Origin of the sequence: Streptomyces sp. NBC_00285, assembly GCF_036174265.1 — a bacterium.
Lineage (GTDB): Bacteria > Actinomycetota > Actinomycetes > Streptomycetales > Streptomycetaceae > Streptomyces.
In genome coordinates, this window is record NZ_CP108055.1 from 6,943,700 (window position 1) to 6,958,775 (window position 15,076).

The 15,076-nt window shown below is 69.1% G+C and carries 13 protein-coding genes; 4 read left to right on the top strand and 9 right to left on the bottom strand.

The features are described from left to right. Positions 1 to 93: 93 nt before the first annotated feature. Together OHT57_RS32290 and OHT57_RS32295 are read right to left on the bottom strand one after the other, a co-directional pair. Positions 94 to 360, bottom strand: a complete 267-nt coding sequence (locus OHT57_RS32290; protein ID WP_328750234.1) for a hypothetical protein — start codon at positions 358 to 360, stop codon at positions 94 to 96. Next, on the bottom strand, positions 357 to 1,259 hold the full coding sequence (locus OHT57_RS32295; protein WP_328750235.1) for an SPFH domain-containing protein: 903 nt from the start codon (positions 1,257 to 1,259) through the stop codon (positions 357 to 359). The genes OHT57_RS32290 and OHT57_RS32295 overlap by 4 nt, the downstream gene beginning before the upstream one ends. Before the next feature lie 240 nt (positions 1,260 to 1,499). On the opposite strand from OHT57_RS32295, the gene OHT57_RS32300 reads away from it, so the two are divergent. Further along, positions 1,500 to 3,854 (top strand): transglycosylase domain-containing protein, encoded by a 2,355-nt coding sequence (locus OHT57_RS32300; protein WP_328750236.1) that lies wholly within the window; start codon positions 1,500 to 1,502, stop codon positions 3,852 to 3,854. A 78-nt stretch (positions 3,855 to 3,932) separates the two neighbouring features. On the opposite strand, the gene OHT57_RS32305 is transcribed toward OHT57_RS32300, so the two are convergent. From OHT57_RS32305 to OHT57_RS32320, 4 genes are all read right to left on the bottom strand, one after another. Then, complete coding sequence (locus OHT57_RS32305) at positions 3,933 to 6,071, bottom strand: SpoIIE family protein phosphatase (RefSeq protein WP_328750237.1); 2,139 nt, start codon at positions 6,069 to 6,071, stop codon at positions 3,933 to 3,935. A gap of 292 nt (positions 6,072 to 6,363) precedes the next feature. Continuing rightward, the gene (fomD, locus tag OHT57_RS32310; protein ID WP_328750238.1) at positions 6,364 to 7,056 is read right to left on the bottom strand and encodes a cytidylyl-2-hydroxypropylphosphonate hydrolase; all 693 of its coding nucleotides are present in this window, start codon (positions 7,054 to 7,056) and stop codon (positions 6,364 to 6,366) included. Positions 7,057 to 7,128: 72 nt separating this feature from the next. Beyond that, positions 7,129 to 8,514 carry a class II fumarate hydratase gene (locus tag OHT57_RS32315; protein WP_328750239.1) on the bottom strand — a complete coding sequence of 462 codons (1,386 nt, stop codon included), beginning with the start codon at positions 8,512 to 8,514 and terminating at the stop codon, positions 7,129 to 7,131. A 528-nt stretch (positions 8,515 to 9,042) separates the two neighbouring features. After that, entirely contained in the window at positions 9,043 to 10,710 is a 1,668-nt protein-coding gene (locus OHT57_RS32320) for a fumarate hydratase (protein ID WP_328750240.1), read from the bottom strand. A gap of 200 nt (positions 10,711 to 10,910) precedes the next feature. Between OHT57_RS32320 and OHT57_RS32325 the strand changes: the two genes are divergently transcribed. Both OHT57_RS32325 and OHT57_RS32330 read left to right on the top strand, forming a co-directional pair. Next, the gene (locus OHT57_RS32325; protein WP_328750241.1) at positions 10,911 to 11,627 is read left to right on the top strand and encodes a DUF1707 SHOCT-like domain-containing protein; all 717 of its coding nucleotides are present in this window, start codon (positions 10,911 to 10,913) and stop codon (positions 11,625 to 11,627) included. Positions 11,628 to 11,801: 174 nt separating this feature from the next. Beyond that, positions 11,802 to 12,176: a WhiB family transcriptional regulator gene (locus tag OHT57_RS32330; protein ID WP_328750242.1), complete on the top strand. Its 375-nt coding sequence runs from the start codon at positions 11,802 to 11,804 to the stop codon at positions 12,174 to 12,176. 86 nt (positions 12,177 to 12,262) lie between these two features. On the opposite strand, the gene glpX is transcribed toward OHT57_RS32330, so the two are convergent. After that, positions 12,263 to 13,297, bottom strand: a complete 1,035-nt coding sequence (glpX, locus tag OHT57_RS32335) for a class II fructose-bisphosphatase (protein ID WP_328750243.1) — start codon at positions 13,295 to 13,297, stop codon at positions 12,263 to 12,265. Positions 13,298 to 13,424: 127 nt separating this feature from the next. Here glpX and OHT57_RS32340 point away from each other — a divergent pair, with 127 nt between their 5' ends. Next, positions 13,425 to 13,946: a DUF4245 domain-containing protein gene (locus OHT57_RS32340; protein WP_328750244.1), complete on the top strand. Its 522-nt coding sequence runs from the start codon at positions 13,425 to 13,427 to the stop codon at positions 13,944 to 13,946. A gap of 58 nt (positions 13,947 to 14,004) precedes the next feature. Here OHT57_RS32340 and OHT57_RS32345 read toward each other — a convergent pair whose 3' ends face one another. Together OHT57_RS32345 and OHT57_RS32350 are read right to left on the bottom strand one after the other, a co-directional pair. Next, the gene (locus tag OHT57_RS32345) at positions 14,005 to 14,595 is read right to left on the bottom strand and encodes a malonic semialdehyde reductase (protein WP_328750245.1); all 591 of its coding nucleotides are present in this window, start codon (positions 14,593 to 14,595) and stop codon (positions 14,005 to 14,007) included. A 239-nt stretch (positions 14,596 to 14,834) separates the two neighbouring features. Then, a complete protein-coding gene (locus OHT57_RS32350) occupies positions 14,835 to 15,071 on the bottom strand; it encodes an exodeoxyribonuclease VII small subunit (RefSeq protein ID WP_328750246.1) in 237 nt (78 codons plus the stop codon). Positions 15,072 to 15,076: the final 5 nt, after the last annotated feature.

Below are 15,076 nucleotides of genomic sequence, written 5' to 3' on the forward strand. Positions count from 1 at the left end.
GGGAGGACTGTACTCGCGGTGTATACCCCATGTGTATACGCAGGGTGTGTAGAGGAGATCGGGACGTGAGCAGCCGCAGGTGGGGGCCTATTGTCACGGTTCTGCTACATGCCCTCGGTCGCCTCGGTCGTCCTTGGGGGGCCGTCCCCGGCGCGGCAGGGGCCCGGTGTCACCGGGCAGCCTCCCGGCCTCCTTCAGGGCCCTGCGGAGCAGGAACTCGATCTGCGCGTTGGCCGACCGCAGCTCGTCCCCCGCCCACCGCGCGAGCGCCTCGTGCACCAGCGGGTCCAGCCTCAGCAGCACCTGCTTGCGCTGCTGAGGCCGTCGCTCGGGGGAGCCCCCCTCGGAAGGTGCCGTCACTGGTAGAGCGTCCCGGTGTTGAGGACCGGCTGCGGAGCCCGGTCACCGCACAGCACCACCATCAGGTTGGACACCATCGCCGCCTTGCGCTCGTCGTCCAGCGATACGATGTCCCGCTCGGTGATGCGGGCCAGCGCCTCCTCGACCATGCCGACCGCGCCCTCCACGATCTGCCGCCGGGCCGCGACGACCGCCCCGGCCTGCTGCCGCTGGAGCATCGCCGAGGCGATCTCGGGCGCGTAGGCGAGGTGCGTGAAGCGGGACTCGATGATCTGCACGCCGGCCGTCTCCACACGCGCGTGCAGCTCGGTGGCGAGCTTCTGGGTGATCTCGTCGGCGTTGCCGCGCAGCGAGAGCCCGTCCTCCTCGTGGGCGTCGTAGGGGTACTCGATGGCGATGTGCCGGACGGCCGTCTCGGTCTGGGTGGCGACGAACTTCACGTAGTTGTCCACCTCGAAGGTGGCCTGCGCGGTGTCCTCGACCCGCCACACCACGACCGCGGCCAGCTCGATCGGGTTGCCGTAGGCGTCGTTGACCTTCAGGACGGCGGTCTCGTGGTTGCGGACCCGGGTAGAGATCTTCGTGCGGGAGGTGAAGGGGTTCACCCAGCGCAGCCCGTCCTGGCGGATCGTGCCCCGGTAGCGCCCGAAGAGCTGGACGACCCGGGCCTCGCCGGGCGCGACCGTGTTCAGGCCGCGCAGTGAGATGAGCGCGGCGACCAGCACGAGGACACCGCCGGCCGCGAAGCCGGGACTGCGTGAACTGGCCGCGAACAGCACGACGGCGGCCAGCAGGCCGACCAGGCCCAGCAGCAGCGCGAGCGCGCCGCCGATGCTGTGCGCGGCGACCTCCCGGACGCGCGGGGCGGGCATCTCGGGTACCGAGTCATCCGCGGACATGGTGATCCCCCATCTGTCTGATGTCTATCGAAGTTCTAGCTAACTGATATCAGATTACCCCGCTGCGGCAACCTTCACACCCACCTGGGAGTCTGGTTCCGATGAGACGGGTGCTGATTCTCACGCCCCGTGAGGCCCGGATGGAATGTCCTTTGTCATATAGAGCGGTGTTAGCTTTCTGAGCTGACCAGAGCCACGAACCGGTGTGGCCGCCGATGAGGAAGCGGAGCGAGTCGACCCATGGGACGAGCGGAAGAGAGAAAAGCACGTCAGCGCGGTGGTCGCCGCGCGGCGCCGCCCGCACGCTCGTCCGGGACGCCGAGCGAGGGCGTCGTGACCGGCGGCCGGGCAGCGGCCCGCAAGGCCGCCCAGGGCAAGAAGAACGCAAAGAACGCCAAGAACGGCAAGAGCGCGATACGACGGCTCTTCACCTGGAAGAAGATCCTTGGCGCGTTCTTCGCCTTCTGTCTGCTCGGCATCGGCGCCTTCGTCGTGATGTACATGATGATCTCCGTGCCCAAGGGCAACCCGGACGCGCAGAAGCAGAGCAACATCTACAAGTACAACGACGGCTCGACGATGGCCCGCGAAGGCGACACCAACCGCGAGATCGTCGACCTCGCCGAGGTTCCCAAGCCCGTCCAGCACACCTTCGTGGCGGCGGAGAACAAGTCCTTCTACACGGACGCCGGCGTCGACCTCAAGGGCACGGCCCGCGGTCTGATCAACACGCTGTCCGGCAAGGGCAAGCAGGGTGGCTCGACCATCACCCAGCAGTACGTGAAGAACTTCTACCTCGACCAGGACCAGACCGTCACGCGCAAGCTGAAGGAACTGGTCATCTCGCTGAAGGTGGACCGCACGACGTCCAAGGACAAGATCCTCGCGGGCTACATCAATACCAGCTACTACGGCCGCGGCGCCTACGGCATCCAGGCCGCCGCCCAGGACTACTACCGCGTCGACGCCAAGAATCTCTCGGTCGAGCAGGGCGCGTATCTCGCCGCACTGCTTCAGGCGCCGAGCCAGTACGACTGGGCGGTCGCCAGCGACACCGGCAAGAAGCTGGTGCAGGCACGCTGGAACTACGTCCTGGACAACATGGTCGAGCAGGGCTGGCTGAACAAGACCAAGCGCGACGCCATGACCTTCCCGGTGCCCAAGGAGCCCAAGGCCGCCCCGGGCATGGAGGGGCAGAAGGGCTACTTCATCAAGCTCGCCAAACAGCAGCTCGAGAAGCAGTTGATCAAGCAGGAGAACATCACCCAGGACGAGGCCGAGGCCCGGGTCGAGAACTCCGGCTGGACCATCACCCTGAACATCGACAAGAAGAAGCAGGCCCAGCTGGAGAAGTCCGTCAAGAGCCAGCTGACCAGTCAGCTCGACCCGAAGAAGCGGGCGGTCGACAAGAACGTCCAAGCCGGAGCCGCCTCGGTCGACCCCAAGACGGGCAAGATCGTCGCCCTCTACGGCGGCCAGGACTACACCAAGCACTACATCAGCAACGCCAACCGCACCGACTACCAGCCCGCCTCGACGTTCAAGCCGGTCATTCTGGCCGCCGCCCTGGAGAACGCCTCCGAGACGCAGGGCGGCAAGGCGATCGGCGCGAACACGATCTACGACGGCACGAGCAAGCGCCAGGTCGTGGACAGCAACGGCAACAAGGTCGGCTTCGGCCCCGAGAACGAGGACGACGCGGACTACGGCAAGGTCACCGTCCAGACCGCGATGGACAAGTCCATCAACTCCGTCTTCGCGCAGATGGGCGTGGACGTCGGCATGGACAAGGTGCTCGAGACGGCCACCAAGATGGGCATGGACACCGGCGAGCTCAAGGCGCTGCCCGCCTACACGCTGGGCACCATGGGCGCGAGCCCGATCCAGATGGCGGGCGTCTACGCCACGCTCGACAACCACGGCAAGCAGGTCACGCCGACCATCATCAAGTCGGCGGAACAGGGCGGCACCGAGGTGCAGATGCCCGACCCGATCGGCGACCAGGTCATCAGCCGCGAGGCCGCGGACACGGTGACCTCGGTCTTGACCGGTGTGGTCGACGACGGTACGGCCAAGGTGTCCGTGGCCCAGAACCCGGCCCGCGACGGCCGGAAGGTCGCCGGCAAGACCGGTACCTCCGACGACAACCTGTCGGCCTGGTTCACCGGCTACACCCCGGACCTGGTCACCTCGGTCGGTCTGTTCGGCGAGAACTACAAGACCCACGCGCAGAGCAAGATGTACAAGACCGCCGGCCTTCCCCGCGTCAACGGCGGTGGCTTCCCGGCGCAGATCTGGGCCGAGTACACCTTCGGCGTCGCGGGCGAGAACACCAAGTTCGACCTGGACACCGACCAGGGCGCCGCGGTTCAGCCCAGCTGGACCCCGAGCCCCAGCGCCAGCGTGTCCGACACGCCGTCGGCGTCCGCGACCACGAAGAAACCGACGACCAGTGCGCCGGCGACCCCGGTGACGCCGACGACCAGTGCGCCGGTGACGCCGACGACCAGTGCGCCGGTGACGCCGACGACCAGTGCGCCGGTGACCCCGACGACCAGTCCGCCGAACCCGTTCGACCCCAACGGCGACCAGTAGCGGAGAAGCAGAGAAGGGCGCCCGGTGGTCACCGGGCGCCCTTCTCTCGTTCCTGTACCCGTGCGGGCAGCGGCGCGGTCAGTTCCGGTTCAGCTCGAACCACACCACCTTGCCGGTGCTGAGCCGGGTCGCCCCCCACCGGCGGGCCAGCCGGTTGACGAGGTACAGCCCGCGCCCACCCTCGTCGGTGGCGCGAGCCTGCCGCAGCCGCGGCAGTTGCGGCACGTCGTCCCCGACCTCGCAGCGCAGCACGTCGGTCCGCAGGAGCCGTAGCGTGACCGGCCGCGTCGCGTACCGCACGGCGTTCGTCACGACCTCACTGACCAACAGCTCGACGGAGTCGGTGAGATCCTCCATGCCCCAACGGGACAGTGCCCGCCGCGCGAGCCGCCGGGCACGGCCGGGTGCCGCGTCCTCCGGCTCCAGGAACCAGTACGCCACGTCACTCGGCGCGATCCCGTCGAACCGTGCGGCGAGCAGCGCGATGTCGTCGTCCCGGTCGCCCGGGCCGAGCATGTCGAGCACCTCGTCGCACAACGCCTCAAGGGGCGGCGGATGATCCGGCCCGGTCAGCTGAGCGGTCGCGGCGAGCTTCTCCCGCAGCTGCTCTATCCCGGTCCACACGTCCCGCAGCCGGGACTCCACGAGCCCGTCGGTGTACAGCAACAGCGTCGCCCCGGCGGGCGCGTCCAGCTCCACGGCCTCGAAGTCGACGCCCCCGACACCGATCGGCGCGCCGGGCGGCACCCGGAGCACCTCCGCACGGCCGCCCAGATGCAGCAGCACGGGCGGCGGATGCCCGGCGTTGGCGATGGTGATGCGGTGCGAGACCGGGTCGTACACGGCGTAGAGGCAGGTCGCCATACGGTCCGTACCGAGCCGTTGGGCCTGTTCGTCCAGGTGGTGCAGCACCTCCTGCGGAGGCAGGTCGAGCCCGGCGAGGGTCTGGGCCGTCGTCCGCAGCTGGCCCATGATCGCCGCGGACGTCATGGAGTGGCCCATGACGTCGCCCACGACCAGCGCGACCCGGCTGCCCGGCAGCGGGATCGCGTCGTACCAGTCGCCGCCCACCCGGGCCGTCTCGGCGGCCGGCAGATAGCGCGAGGCCAGCCGTACGCCGGTCGGACGCGGGAGGGTCTCCGGGAGCATGGTGCGCTGCAGCTCGTCGGCGATGTACGCCTCACGGCCGTACAGGACGGCCTTGTCGATGCCCAGCGCGCTGTGCGTGGCCAGCTGGGCGGCGACCAGCAGGTCGTCCGGGTCGAAGGGAATGCGGTCGGGGCGCCGCAGGAACAGCGCGGCGCCGATGACCCGGCGCCGGCCACGCAGCGGGGCCAGGATCGCGCGACGCCCGGACGGTACGGCGAACTCGCAGCCCTCGCCGAGCAGTTCGGGAAGCGCCGCGTGGGCCGCGGGCGTGTCTGTGAAGACCGGGCGCACTCCGCGCAGCACCTCGGCGAGCGCGCTGCCGGGCTGTACCTCGCACAGTTCGGTGCCGAGGGCGTCCAGCTCGGTCGGGTTCTCCGGCACCGGCACCGGGAGGATGCCGTCCTCCAGGTCCCGCTCCTGCTGCGGGATGCGGTCGCTGCGCCGCAGCCTGAGCACGAGGGGGCCGGTGGGCCGCTCGTCGCCGACCGGCAGCGGATCGCGCAGATAGACGAGGATCGCGTCGGAGAACGTCGGCACGGTCGCCCGGCACAGCCCCATGACGATCTCGTCCAGGTCTATACCGCGCGCGATCCGCCGGGTCGCCGCGCCCACGAAGCGCAGCCGGTCCCCGTCCCGTCGCATGGGCGTGGGACGGCCCGGTGACAGCCCCTGTCCGGTACGGCGTTCCTCGCTGCTGATGCTGCTCTGTGGCCGCTCGCCCTCGCCACCCGGCTGGACCGGGACCCCATCGGGGACGGGCCGCGGGCGGTGCGTGTCCTGCTCCGTAGCGGCCGGCTGGGAGTGCTCGGGGCCGGTTCCCGCCGGGTTCATACCCATGTCCTCGTTGTTGCCGGTTCTGCCGGTCTTGCCGGTCGTGCTGTTGCTGGCCTGAATGACGGGTGCCGCCTCCGGCGCGGTGTCACCGGAGCGGGCCTGAACGGGTAAAGCTGACGGCGCCTCGACGCCCGGTGCCGGTGAGGGCGCCGGGGAACGCAGACGCGCCCCGCGGGGTTCCGTGGGGTCGACGCCCGGCTGGGGGCGTTCGAAGGAGGTCGGGTGCTCCGTCACGCGTGTCGAATCCGTCCGTCCGGGGCTGCACGCCGTACGCGCAGTCGGTCCCGCCGAAATGCCGATACCCGGAATGCGTGTCCCAGGAACGGAATTCCCGCGTGGTCAGGGGCTGCTCCTGCGTTGTTGGCGAAACGTCGGCCCGTACCGGTGTTGCCCTCGTACCCCACGCTCACGTCCTGCCGCCCCTCGGTGACGATCGGTCAAGCCCAGTGCCCGCTCCGGTAGTTGCCGCTGCGCACTCTTGCGGAGGACGATCCTACGTTTGCAGCCCGGGGGCGCATCAAGGGTCTCATGAGGACAAGTGCGCGGGCATACGGTCCCAGTCTTCCGGAAGGATCGGTACAGACCAGGACGGATCGGGCCGCCAGTCGGGCCAGCCGTCCGAGAACGGCGGGCCCCAGGCGCGGATCACCTCCACCGCGGACCGCCCCGCGGACCTGACCTGCCCGGCCAGTTCGGGGCTCATCAGCCCGTCCCGCTGGGCCTGCCCGAACTCGTCCTCGTCGAGCCAGCGCCAACTGCGGTCCGGGTGCACGGAAATGTCCAGGAAGTGGTCCTCGGAGTCCACACCCCCCGCCCAACGCGTCAGCGGCTGCTCGAGGTTCACGTACCAGTTCTTGAACTGCCAGCCCGGTTCCCAGAACAGCCAGACCGACCACGGCAGTCCCGGCCGCGCCAGCTTCAGCACCCCGGTGCCGAACCAGTGGTCCCGCTGCACGGTCCGCGGCTTGGTGTAGCGGGACTCCAGCGGCTCCGCGTGCACGGACGTGCCGTCGGCCAGTACCGGCTTCACACACTCGGTGCCCGGCGCCAGCCAGACGGCGAGCAGATCCTCGTCGTCGCGGACGACGGTGACCGGGCGGACGATGTGGAAGTGCGCGCCGGAGTTCTCCCGGTAGCGCCACAGGATCTGACTCCCGGGCTCCCAGAAGGACGTCGACGTGCCCGCTTCCACCGCTCTCACCGCTCCACCGTCTGCCATGAAGAAATATTAGGTGCCATGGGCATACGACGCTGCGGTGCGCGTCACGGTTCACGCCGGGGGCGGGAAAGGTTACGGCCGTGTCATCCGCAGGACATCCAGTGCCTCGTCCAACTGCTCCTCCGTCAGGTCGCCGCGCTCCACATACCCGCTCTCCAGCACGACCTGCCGGATCGTCTTCAGCTCGGCGAGGGCCTTCTTGGCGACCTTCGCGGCCTCCTCGTACCCGATGTACTTGTTGAGCGGGGTGACCACGGAGGGCGAGGACTCGGCGTACTCCCGGGCCCGTTCGCGGTGGGCGACGATCCCGTCGACGGTCCGGTCGGCGAGCAGCCGGGAGACGTTGGCGAGCAGCCGGACCGACTCCAGGACGTTCTTCGCGATGACCGGCAGCATGACGTTGAGCTCGAAGTTGCCGGCCGCACCGGCGGTGGCGACGGTCGCGTCGTTGCCCACGACCTGCGCGGCGACCATCAGCACGGCCTCCGGGATCACCGGGTTGACCTTGCCGGGCATGATCGACGAACCGGGCTGGAGGTCGGGCAGGGAGATCTCCGCGAGGCCGGTCCTCGGACCGGAGGACATCCAGCGCAGATCGTTGGCGATCTTCGTGAGTCCGACCGCGATGGTCCTGAGCTGCCCGCTGGTCTCGACGATCCCGTCCCGCGCGCCCTGCGCCTCGAAGTGGTCCCGTGCCTCGGTGAGCGGCAGCCCGGTGGTGCGGGCCACCTCCTCGATGACCGCGGCGGAGAAACCGGGAGGGGTGTTGATGCCGGTGCCGACCGCCGTGCCGCCCAGGGGGAGTTCGGCGAGCCGGGGCAGCGACGCCTCCAGTCGCTCGACGCCGTAGCGGACCTGTGCCGCGTACCCGCCGAACTCCTGGCCCAGGGTCACCGGGGTGGCGTCCATCAGATGGGTCCGCCCGGACTTCACGACGTCCGCGAACTCCTCGGACTTGCGGGTGAGGGCTGCGGCGAGGTGCTGGAGCGCGGGGATGAGATCGCGGGTGACGGCGGCGGTGGCGGCGATGTGGATGGAGGAGGGGAAGACGTCGTTGGACGACTGGGAGGCGTTGACGTGGTCGTTGGGATGCACGTCACGGCCGAGCCGCTCGGTCGCGAGCGTGGCCACGACCTCGTTGGTGTTCATGTTGGACGAGGTGCCGGAACCGGTCTGGAAGACGTCGACGGGGAAGTGCTCGTCCCAGTCCCCGCGCGCGACCTCCTCGGCGGCCTCCTGGATGGCCGCGGCGATGTCCTTGTCGAGCACCCCCAGCTCGGCGTTCACCTTCGCCGCGGCTCCCTTGATGCGCGCGAGCGCCTCGATGTGCGCCCGCTCGATGCGCTGGCCGGAGACGGGGAAGTTCTCCACGGCCCGCTGGGTCTGGGCACGCCACTTGGCGTCGGCGGGGACGCGTACTTCACCCATGGAGTCGTGCTCGATGCGGTAGTCGCTCATGTCCCGTACAGCGAACGGGACGGCGCGGATGTTCCGGAATCCGTACTTCTGCGCCCGTACGGGTTCGGTGACGTGACCCAGGTCGCACGTCGGCCGTGCAGCAGAAGCGAACGCGTCTCCGTCGAGAACGGGTGACAGGAAGGGAGGAGCGTGTGGAGACGTACTTCCGGCAGACGGACTTCCAGGAATTCGTGGCCGTTCGATCGGCCGCGTTGTTCCCGCCGCCTCACGCTTCCCCGTGAGGACGAGGTCGCCCCGGAAAGGACGCTCCGGACGCCTACGTCCGGCGGATCACGGTGAACCTGGCCAATGACCGCCGGCGGGGATTGTCACCAAGAAGGCCGTCCAAGGCTGCAAGCCGAACTCGGTGCTCGGGGTCTCCCCGCACGCCCCGAGCATCGTCCACCAGGGCGACACGGTCAGCTTCATCGTCTGCGTCGGCTGACCGAGCCACCGAGCCACCGAGCCATCGACAAGACGCCCGCCCCTGCACCCATCAGGGGCGGGCGTCCGTCAAGGATCACACCGTCACGCGAGGCCGGGCCCCCGCACCGGGATCGACGTGAACGTCGGCGCCGGGGCGGGATCCTGGAAGAAGTCGTTGCCCTTGTCGTCGACGACCACGAAGGCAGGGAAGTCCTCGACCTCGATCTTCCAGACGGCCTCCATGCCGAGCTCCTCGTACTCGACGACCTCGACCTTCTTGATGCAGTCCTGGGCGAGACGGGCGGCGGGGCCGCCGATGGAACCGAGGTAGAAGCCGCCGTGGCTGTCGCACGCGTCGGTGACCTGCTTGCTGCGGTTGCCCTTGGCCAGCATCACCTTGGAGCCGCCCGCCGCCTGGAACTGCTCGACGTAGGAGTCCATGCGCCCGGCGGTCGTCGGGCCGAACGAACCCGACGCGTACCCCTCGGGGGTCTTCGCGGGACCCGCGTAGTACACCGGGTGGTCCTTGAGGTACTGCGGCATCTCCTCGCCCGCGTCGAGGCGTTCCTTGATCTTGGCGTGCGCGATGTCACGGGCCACGACCAGCGGACCGCTGAGTGAGAGCCGCGTCTTCACCGGGTGCTTGGTCAGCTCCGCGAGGATGTCGTCCATCGGCTGGTTCAGGTCGATGCGGACCACGTCCGACGCCTCGTCGAGGTGCTCGTCGGTCGTCTCCGGCAGGAACCGCGCCGGGTCCGTCTCCAGCTGCTCCAGGAAGACGCCCTCCGCGGTGATCTTCGCGACGGCCTGGCGGTCGGCGGAGCAGGAGACGGCGATCGCGACCGGGCAGGACGCACCGTGCCGGGGCAGCCGTACGACACGCACGTCGTGGCAGAAGTACTTGCCGCCGAACTGCGCGCCGATCCCGATCCTCTGCGTCAGCTCGAAGACCTTCTGCTCCAGCTCCTTGTCCCGGAAGCCGTGCCCGAGTTCCGAGCCCTCGGCCGGGATCTCGTCCAGGTAGTGCGCGGAGGCGTACTTGGCGGTCTTCAGCGCGTACTCGGCGGAGGTGCCGCCGACGACGATCGCCAGGTGGTACGGCGGGCAGGCGGCCGTACCCAGCGAACGGATCTTCTCCTCCAGGAACTTCATCATGGAGGTCTCGTTCAGGACGGCCTTCGTCTCCTGGTAGAGGAACGACTTGTTGGCCGAGCCGCCGCCCTTCGCCATGAACAGGAACTTGTACGCGCCGCCGTCGGTGGCGTACAGCTCGATCTGGGCGGGGAGGTTGGAGCCGGTGTTCTTCTCGTCCCACATGGTCAGCGGGGCCATCTGCGAGTAGCGCAGGTTGAGGTTCAGGTAGGCGTCGTAGATGCCCTGGGAGAGGGCTTCCTCGTCGCCGCCGGACGTCAGTACGTTCTGACCGCGCTTGCCCATCACGATCGCCGTACCGGTGTCCTGGCACATGGGCAGGACACCCGCCGCGGCGATGTTGGCGTTCTTCAACAGGTCCAGTGCCACGAACTTGTCGTTGCCGGACGCCTCGGGGTCGTCGATGATGCGGCGCAGCTGGGCGAGGTGTGCGGGCCGCAGGTAGTGCTGGATGTCGTGGATGGCCTCCGCGGCGAGCTCGCGCAGCGCCTCCGGCTCCACCTTGAGGAAGGTCCGCCCGTCGGCCTCGAAGGTGGAGACACCCTCGGAGGTCACCAGCCGGTAGGGGGTGGTGTCCTCTCCCATGGGGAGCAGATCGGTGTACGCGAACTCAGGCATCTCAGCCCATTCCTCACTCTGCGGACGGCCACCCGCCTCCGTTGGCGGGCCTCACCAGCGTAGAACCTGTCCAAGGGCAGCAGCTTGTGAGGTAAGGCTCAGTTGGTCGGCTCAGTTGGCCGTCAAGGAGTTGTCAGCGGTGCGCGGACAGTTGCCCACAGGGCTAGTCGCGATCTATCGCGTTTGGGTACGCTGCTGCCGTGGACCTTCAGAAGCCCGATCTTCAGAAGCACGCGGGCCCCGGGCTCGCGCCGGCCGACCTGCGTGTCTCGGACGCCGACCGTGACCGTGTCGCCGACATCCTGCGTGAGGCCCTGGCCGAGGGCCGCCTCACCGCGGACGAGCACGCCGAGCGGGTCGAGGGGGTGCTGAGTGCCAAGACGGCGGGTGAGCTGGAGGTCTTCATCCGGGACCTGCCCGCGGCCCATGAGCGCCGTGCGGCCCCGGTCTGGACCCCGGCCCCCAACCGGCCGACCGACCCGCTGCCCCACGATCCCGACGACAACGTGGTGGCGGTCTTCAGCGCCGCCGTCCGCAAGGGCCGCTGGCGCGCGGGCCGTCGTATCCACGCCTACGCGATCTTCGGCAGCGTGGAGATCGACCTCAGCGAGGCGATCTTCGAGTACCGCCAGGTCGTGATCAAGGCGTTCTCGGTCTTCGGCAACGTCGAGGTGCGCGTCCCGGAGAACGTCTCGCTGCGCGGCACCGGCGGCGGCATACTCGGCAACTTCGAGGTGGACACCCTGGACTCGGCCGAGCCCGACGCGCCCGTGGTGTACATCGACGGCTGGGCGGTCCTCGGCAACATCGAGGGGCGGCCCAAGCGCGGCAAGCTCGTCGCCGACATCCTCGACCGGGTGCATCGCGCGGTCGACCACAAGCTCGACAGGAGTTTGCGCAAACACCTGGATCGTTGACGGTCGTGAATCCGGGTGTTCCCGAAGCCTGCGGATCCGCCCCCGGGCGGCTCCCGGCGGCGCGCGCGACCATGCGGGATCCAGCGGTTCGGGACTCAGTGCATAGGCGCGCGCACAGCGGGTAGGGCTTGCTGCATCGTCTCTCGCTCGCGAAGCCGTCGTCAGGAGTAGACCGTGCTGCAACCGCCGCATTCGTCCCTGCAGGTCGCTGCTGTTCCAGCCCAGCGGGTGCCAGTGCGGGACAGGGACCAAGACGCTCCATGGCACACCGAGGCGGTGTGCCGGCGCGACGAGGCCGGCCTGTTCTTCGCCCCGTCCAAGGAACCCACCGCAGCCAGGCTCTCCCGCGAGGAGGCCGCGAAGCGGGTCTGCGCCCGCTGTCCGGTGATGGTGGAGTGCCGCGAACACGCCCTGCTGCAACCGGAGCCCTACGGCGTCTGGGGCGGCCTTACAGCAGCGGAACGCCGAGTCGTCCTGGCCCGCAGGCGCCGGCGCGACATGGAACTGAAGAACGCCTCAAGGGCGGCCCGCATAGCCCAGGCAGGCTGAACGAACAGCGAAAGGCGCCCCCACCGCACCGGGGGCGCCTTTTGAACGGGGCTCGGCTGCACGTCCTGAGCCCCGCGCAGACCGGGCTACTTGGCGCGGTCGAAGTCGATCGCACTGTAGGCACGCAGCTTGCTGAGCCGGTGCTCCGAGTCGATCCGCCGGACCGTCCCCGACTTCGACCGCATCACGATCGAGTCGGTCGTCGCCGTCTCCGAGCGGTACCGCACACCCCGGAGCAGCTCACCGTCCGTGATCCCGGTGGCCACGAAGAACACGTTCTCCCCGGACACCAGGTCGTCGGTCGTGAGCACCCGGTCCAGATCGTGCCCGGCGTCGATCGCCCGCGCCCGCTCCGCGTCGTCCTTCGGCCACAACTTGCCCTGGATCGTGCCGCCGAGGCACTTCACGGCACAGGCCGAGATGATGCCCTCAGGGGTGCCGCCGACGCCCAGCAGCAGGTCCACGCCGGTGCCTTCGCGCAGCGCGTAGATCGATCCCGCCACGTCACCGTCGGAGATCAGCTTGATCCGCGCGCCCGCGTCCCGGATCTCCTTGATGATCCCTTCGTGCCGGGGCCGGTCGAGGACGACCACGGTCACGTCCTCCGGAGTGACCCGCTTGGCCTTGGCGACCCGTCGGATGTTCACGGAGACCGGAGCGTTGATGTCGACGAAGTCCGCCGCCTCCGGGCCCGTGACCAGCTTGTCCATGTAGAAGACGGCGGACGGGTCGAACATCGACCCCCGGTCCGCCGCGGCCAGGACCGCGATCGCGTTCGGCATGCCCTTGGCGTTCAGCGTCGTCCCGTCGATCGGGTCGACGGCGATGTCGCACTCGGGCCCGGTCCCGTCGCCCACGCGCTCCCCGTTGAAGAGCATCGGGGCCTCGTCCTTCTCACCCTCGCCGATGACGACCACGCCGTTCATCGACACGGTGGAGACGAGGGATCGCATGGCGCGCACCGCGGCGCCGTCGGCGCCGTTCTTGTCGCCCCGGCCGACCCAGCGGCCCGCGGCCATCGCGGCGGCTTCGGTCACCCGGACGAGTTCCAGGGCGAGGTTGCGGTCGGGGGCCTCTGAGGGGACCTCGAGTTCGGACGGCAGATGATGATGCTCGGTCATCGGAGCGCACCTTTCTGATACGACGACGGCCGGATGAGGGTTCGACCGTCGACTCTAGCGTCAGTCCGACAAAATGAGCAGGGGCCCCCACGGATGAGCGGGCCGGGCACCTGCGACGATAGGGGGCGTGGCAGGTTCGAACGGCAAGCAGAAGACGGTCCGGGACATGATTCTGTCCCTGGGCCTGATCGGGATCGCGGCGGCGGTCATCTACGTGTTCATCCCGCACGACGACTCCGCTCCCGACGTCCAGAAGGTCGACTACCGCGTCGAGTTGCTCACGGCCCGCCGTGCGGCCTCCTATCCGGTGGCCGCACCCGAAGGCCTGTCGGCCGACTGGAAGGCGACCTCGGTGCGCTTCCGGGCCGACGACTTCGACGCCTGGCACCTGGGCTTCCAGGCCCCCGGCGGTGAGTACGTGCAGATCGAGCAGTCGACTCAGAAGCCCTCGCCGTTCGTCGACGAGGCCAGTCAGGGTGCCGAGGCGACGAAGCAGACCCAGGAGATCGCGGGCCGCACCTGGACGCGGTACACGGGCGGCCGCTACGACGCCCTCGTGCACAGCGGCGACGGGGCGACGACGGTGGTCGCGGGTACGGGGTCGTTCGCCCAGCTGGCCGAGATGGCGAAGTCGCTCAGGACGGCGTGAGGCAACGCCGAGAGGGCCCGGCTGCCAGGCAGCCGGGCCCTCTCGTGTGTCAGCCGTCTCACACGGTGGTGATGACCTCGTCGTACGCCAGACGCGGGGAGCGCGGGAACCAGGCGTCCTCGCCCGGCTTGCCGATGTTGATGACCATCAGCGGGGTGTGGTCGCCGTCCAGGAACTCCTTCTGGACACCGGCGAAGTCGAGACCGGTCATCGGACCGGCGGCGAGGCCCGCGGCGCGGACGCCGATGATGAAGTACGCGGCCTGGAGCGCGGCGTTCAGCCCGGCGGCACCCTCGCGGGCGGGGCGCTCGCTGAAGAAGAGGTCCTTGGCCTGCGGGAAGTGGGGGAGGAGCGCCGGCAGTTCCTCGTGGAACTCGTTGTCCGCGGAGAGGATCGCGACCAGCGGGGCGGTGGAGGTCTTCGGCTGGTTGCCCTCGGCCATGTGCTGGACCAGGCGCTCGCGAGCCTCGGCGGAGCGGACCAGGGTGATGCGCAGCGGGCTCTGGTTGAAGGCCGTCGGGCCGTACTTGACCAGGTCGTAGATCGCCTGGACCTGCTCGTCGGTCACCGGCTCGTCGGTGAAGGTGTTCGCGGTGCGGGCCTCGCGGAACAGCAGGTCCTGGGCGGCGGGGTCAAGAACGAGAGACATGCGGGAACCTTCTCGGAGAGTGCGTCGGCCCCAGAAACGGACCGTGGACCGGTTGACGTCTCCGAAGGTACGCGAACTAAGTTCAACCTTCAACAAAAACCTGGGGGTGGTGATCCGCTTCACAGATCACCGAGCAGATCAACCGGAAGTTCACACGGCGCATTCCCCGGCAGAACACCGCCCGACGCTCCGGTGCCGCGACGCGGAGTCGCTGCTCGGCAGCCACTACCGGGCCGCCGCTACTCCGCGTCGCCCTCGTCGGCCGCCACGTCCTCCTCGGCCAGCGCCGCGTCCAGCCGCTGCCGCGCCCCGTCCAGCCAGCGCCGGCACACTTTCGCCAGCTCCTCGCCCCGCTCCCAGAGCGCCAGGGACTCCTCCAGCGTCGTACCGCCCGCCTCCAGCCGCCGTACGACCTCGATCAGCTCGTCCCGCGCCTGCTCGTACCCGAGCGTCTCTTCCGCCACCTTGCTGGTCATCCGCT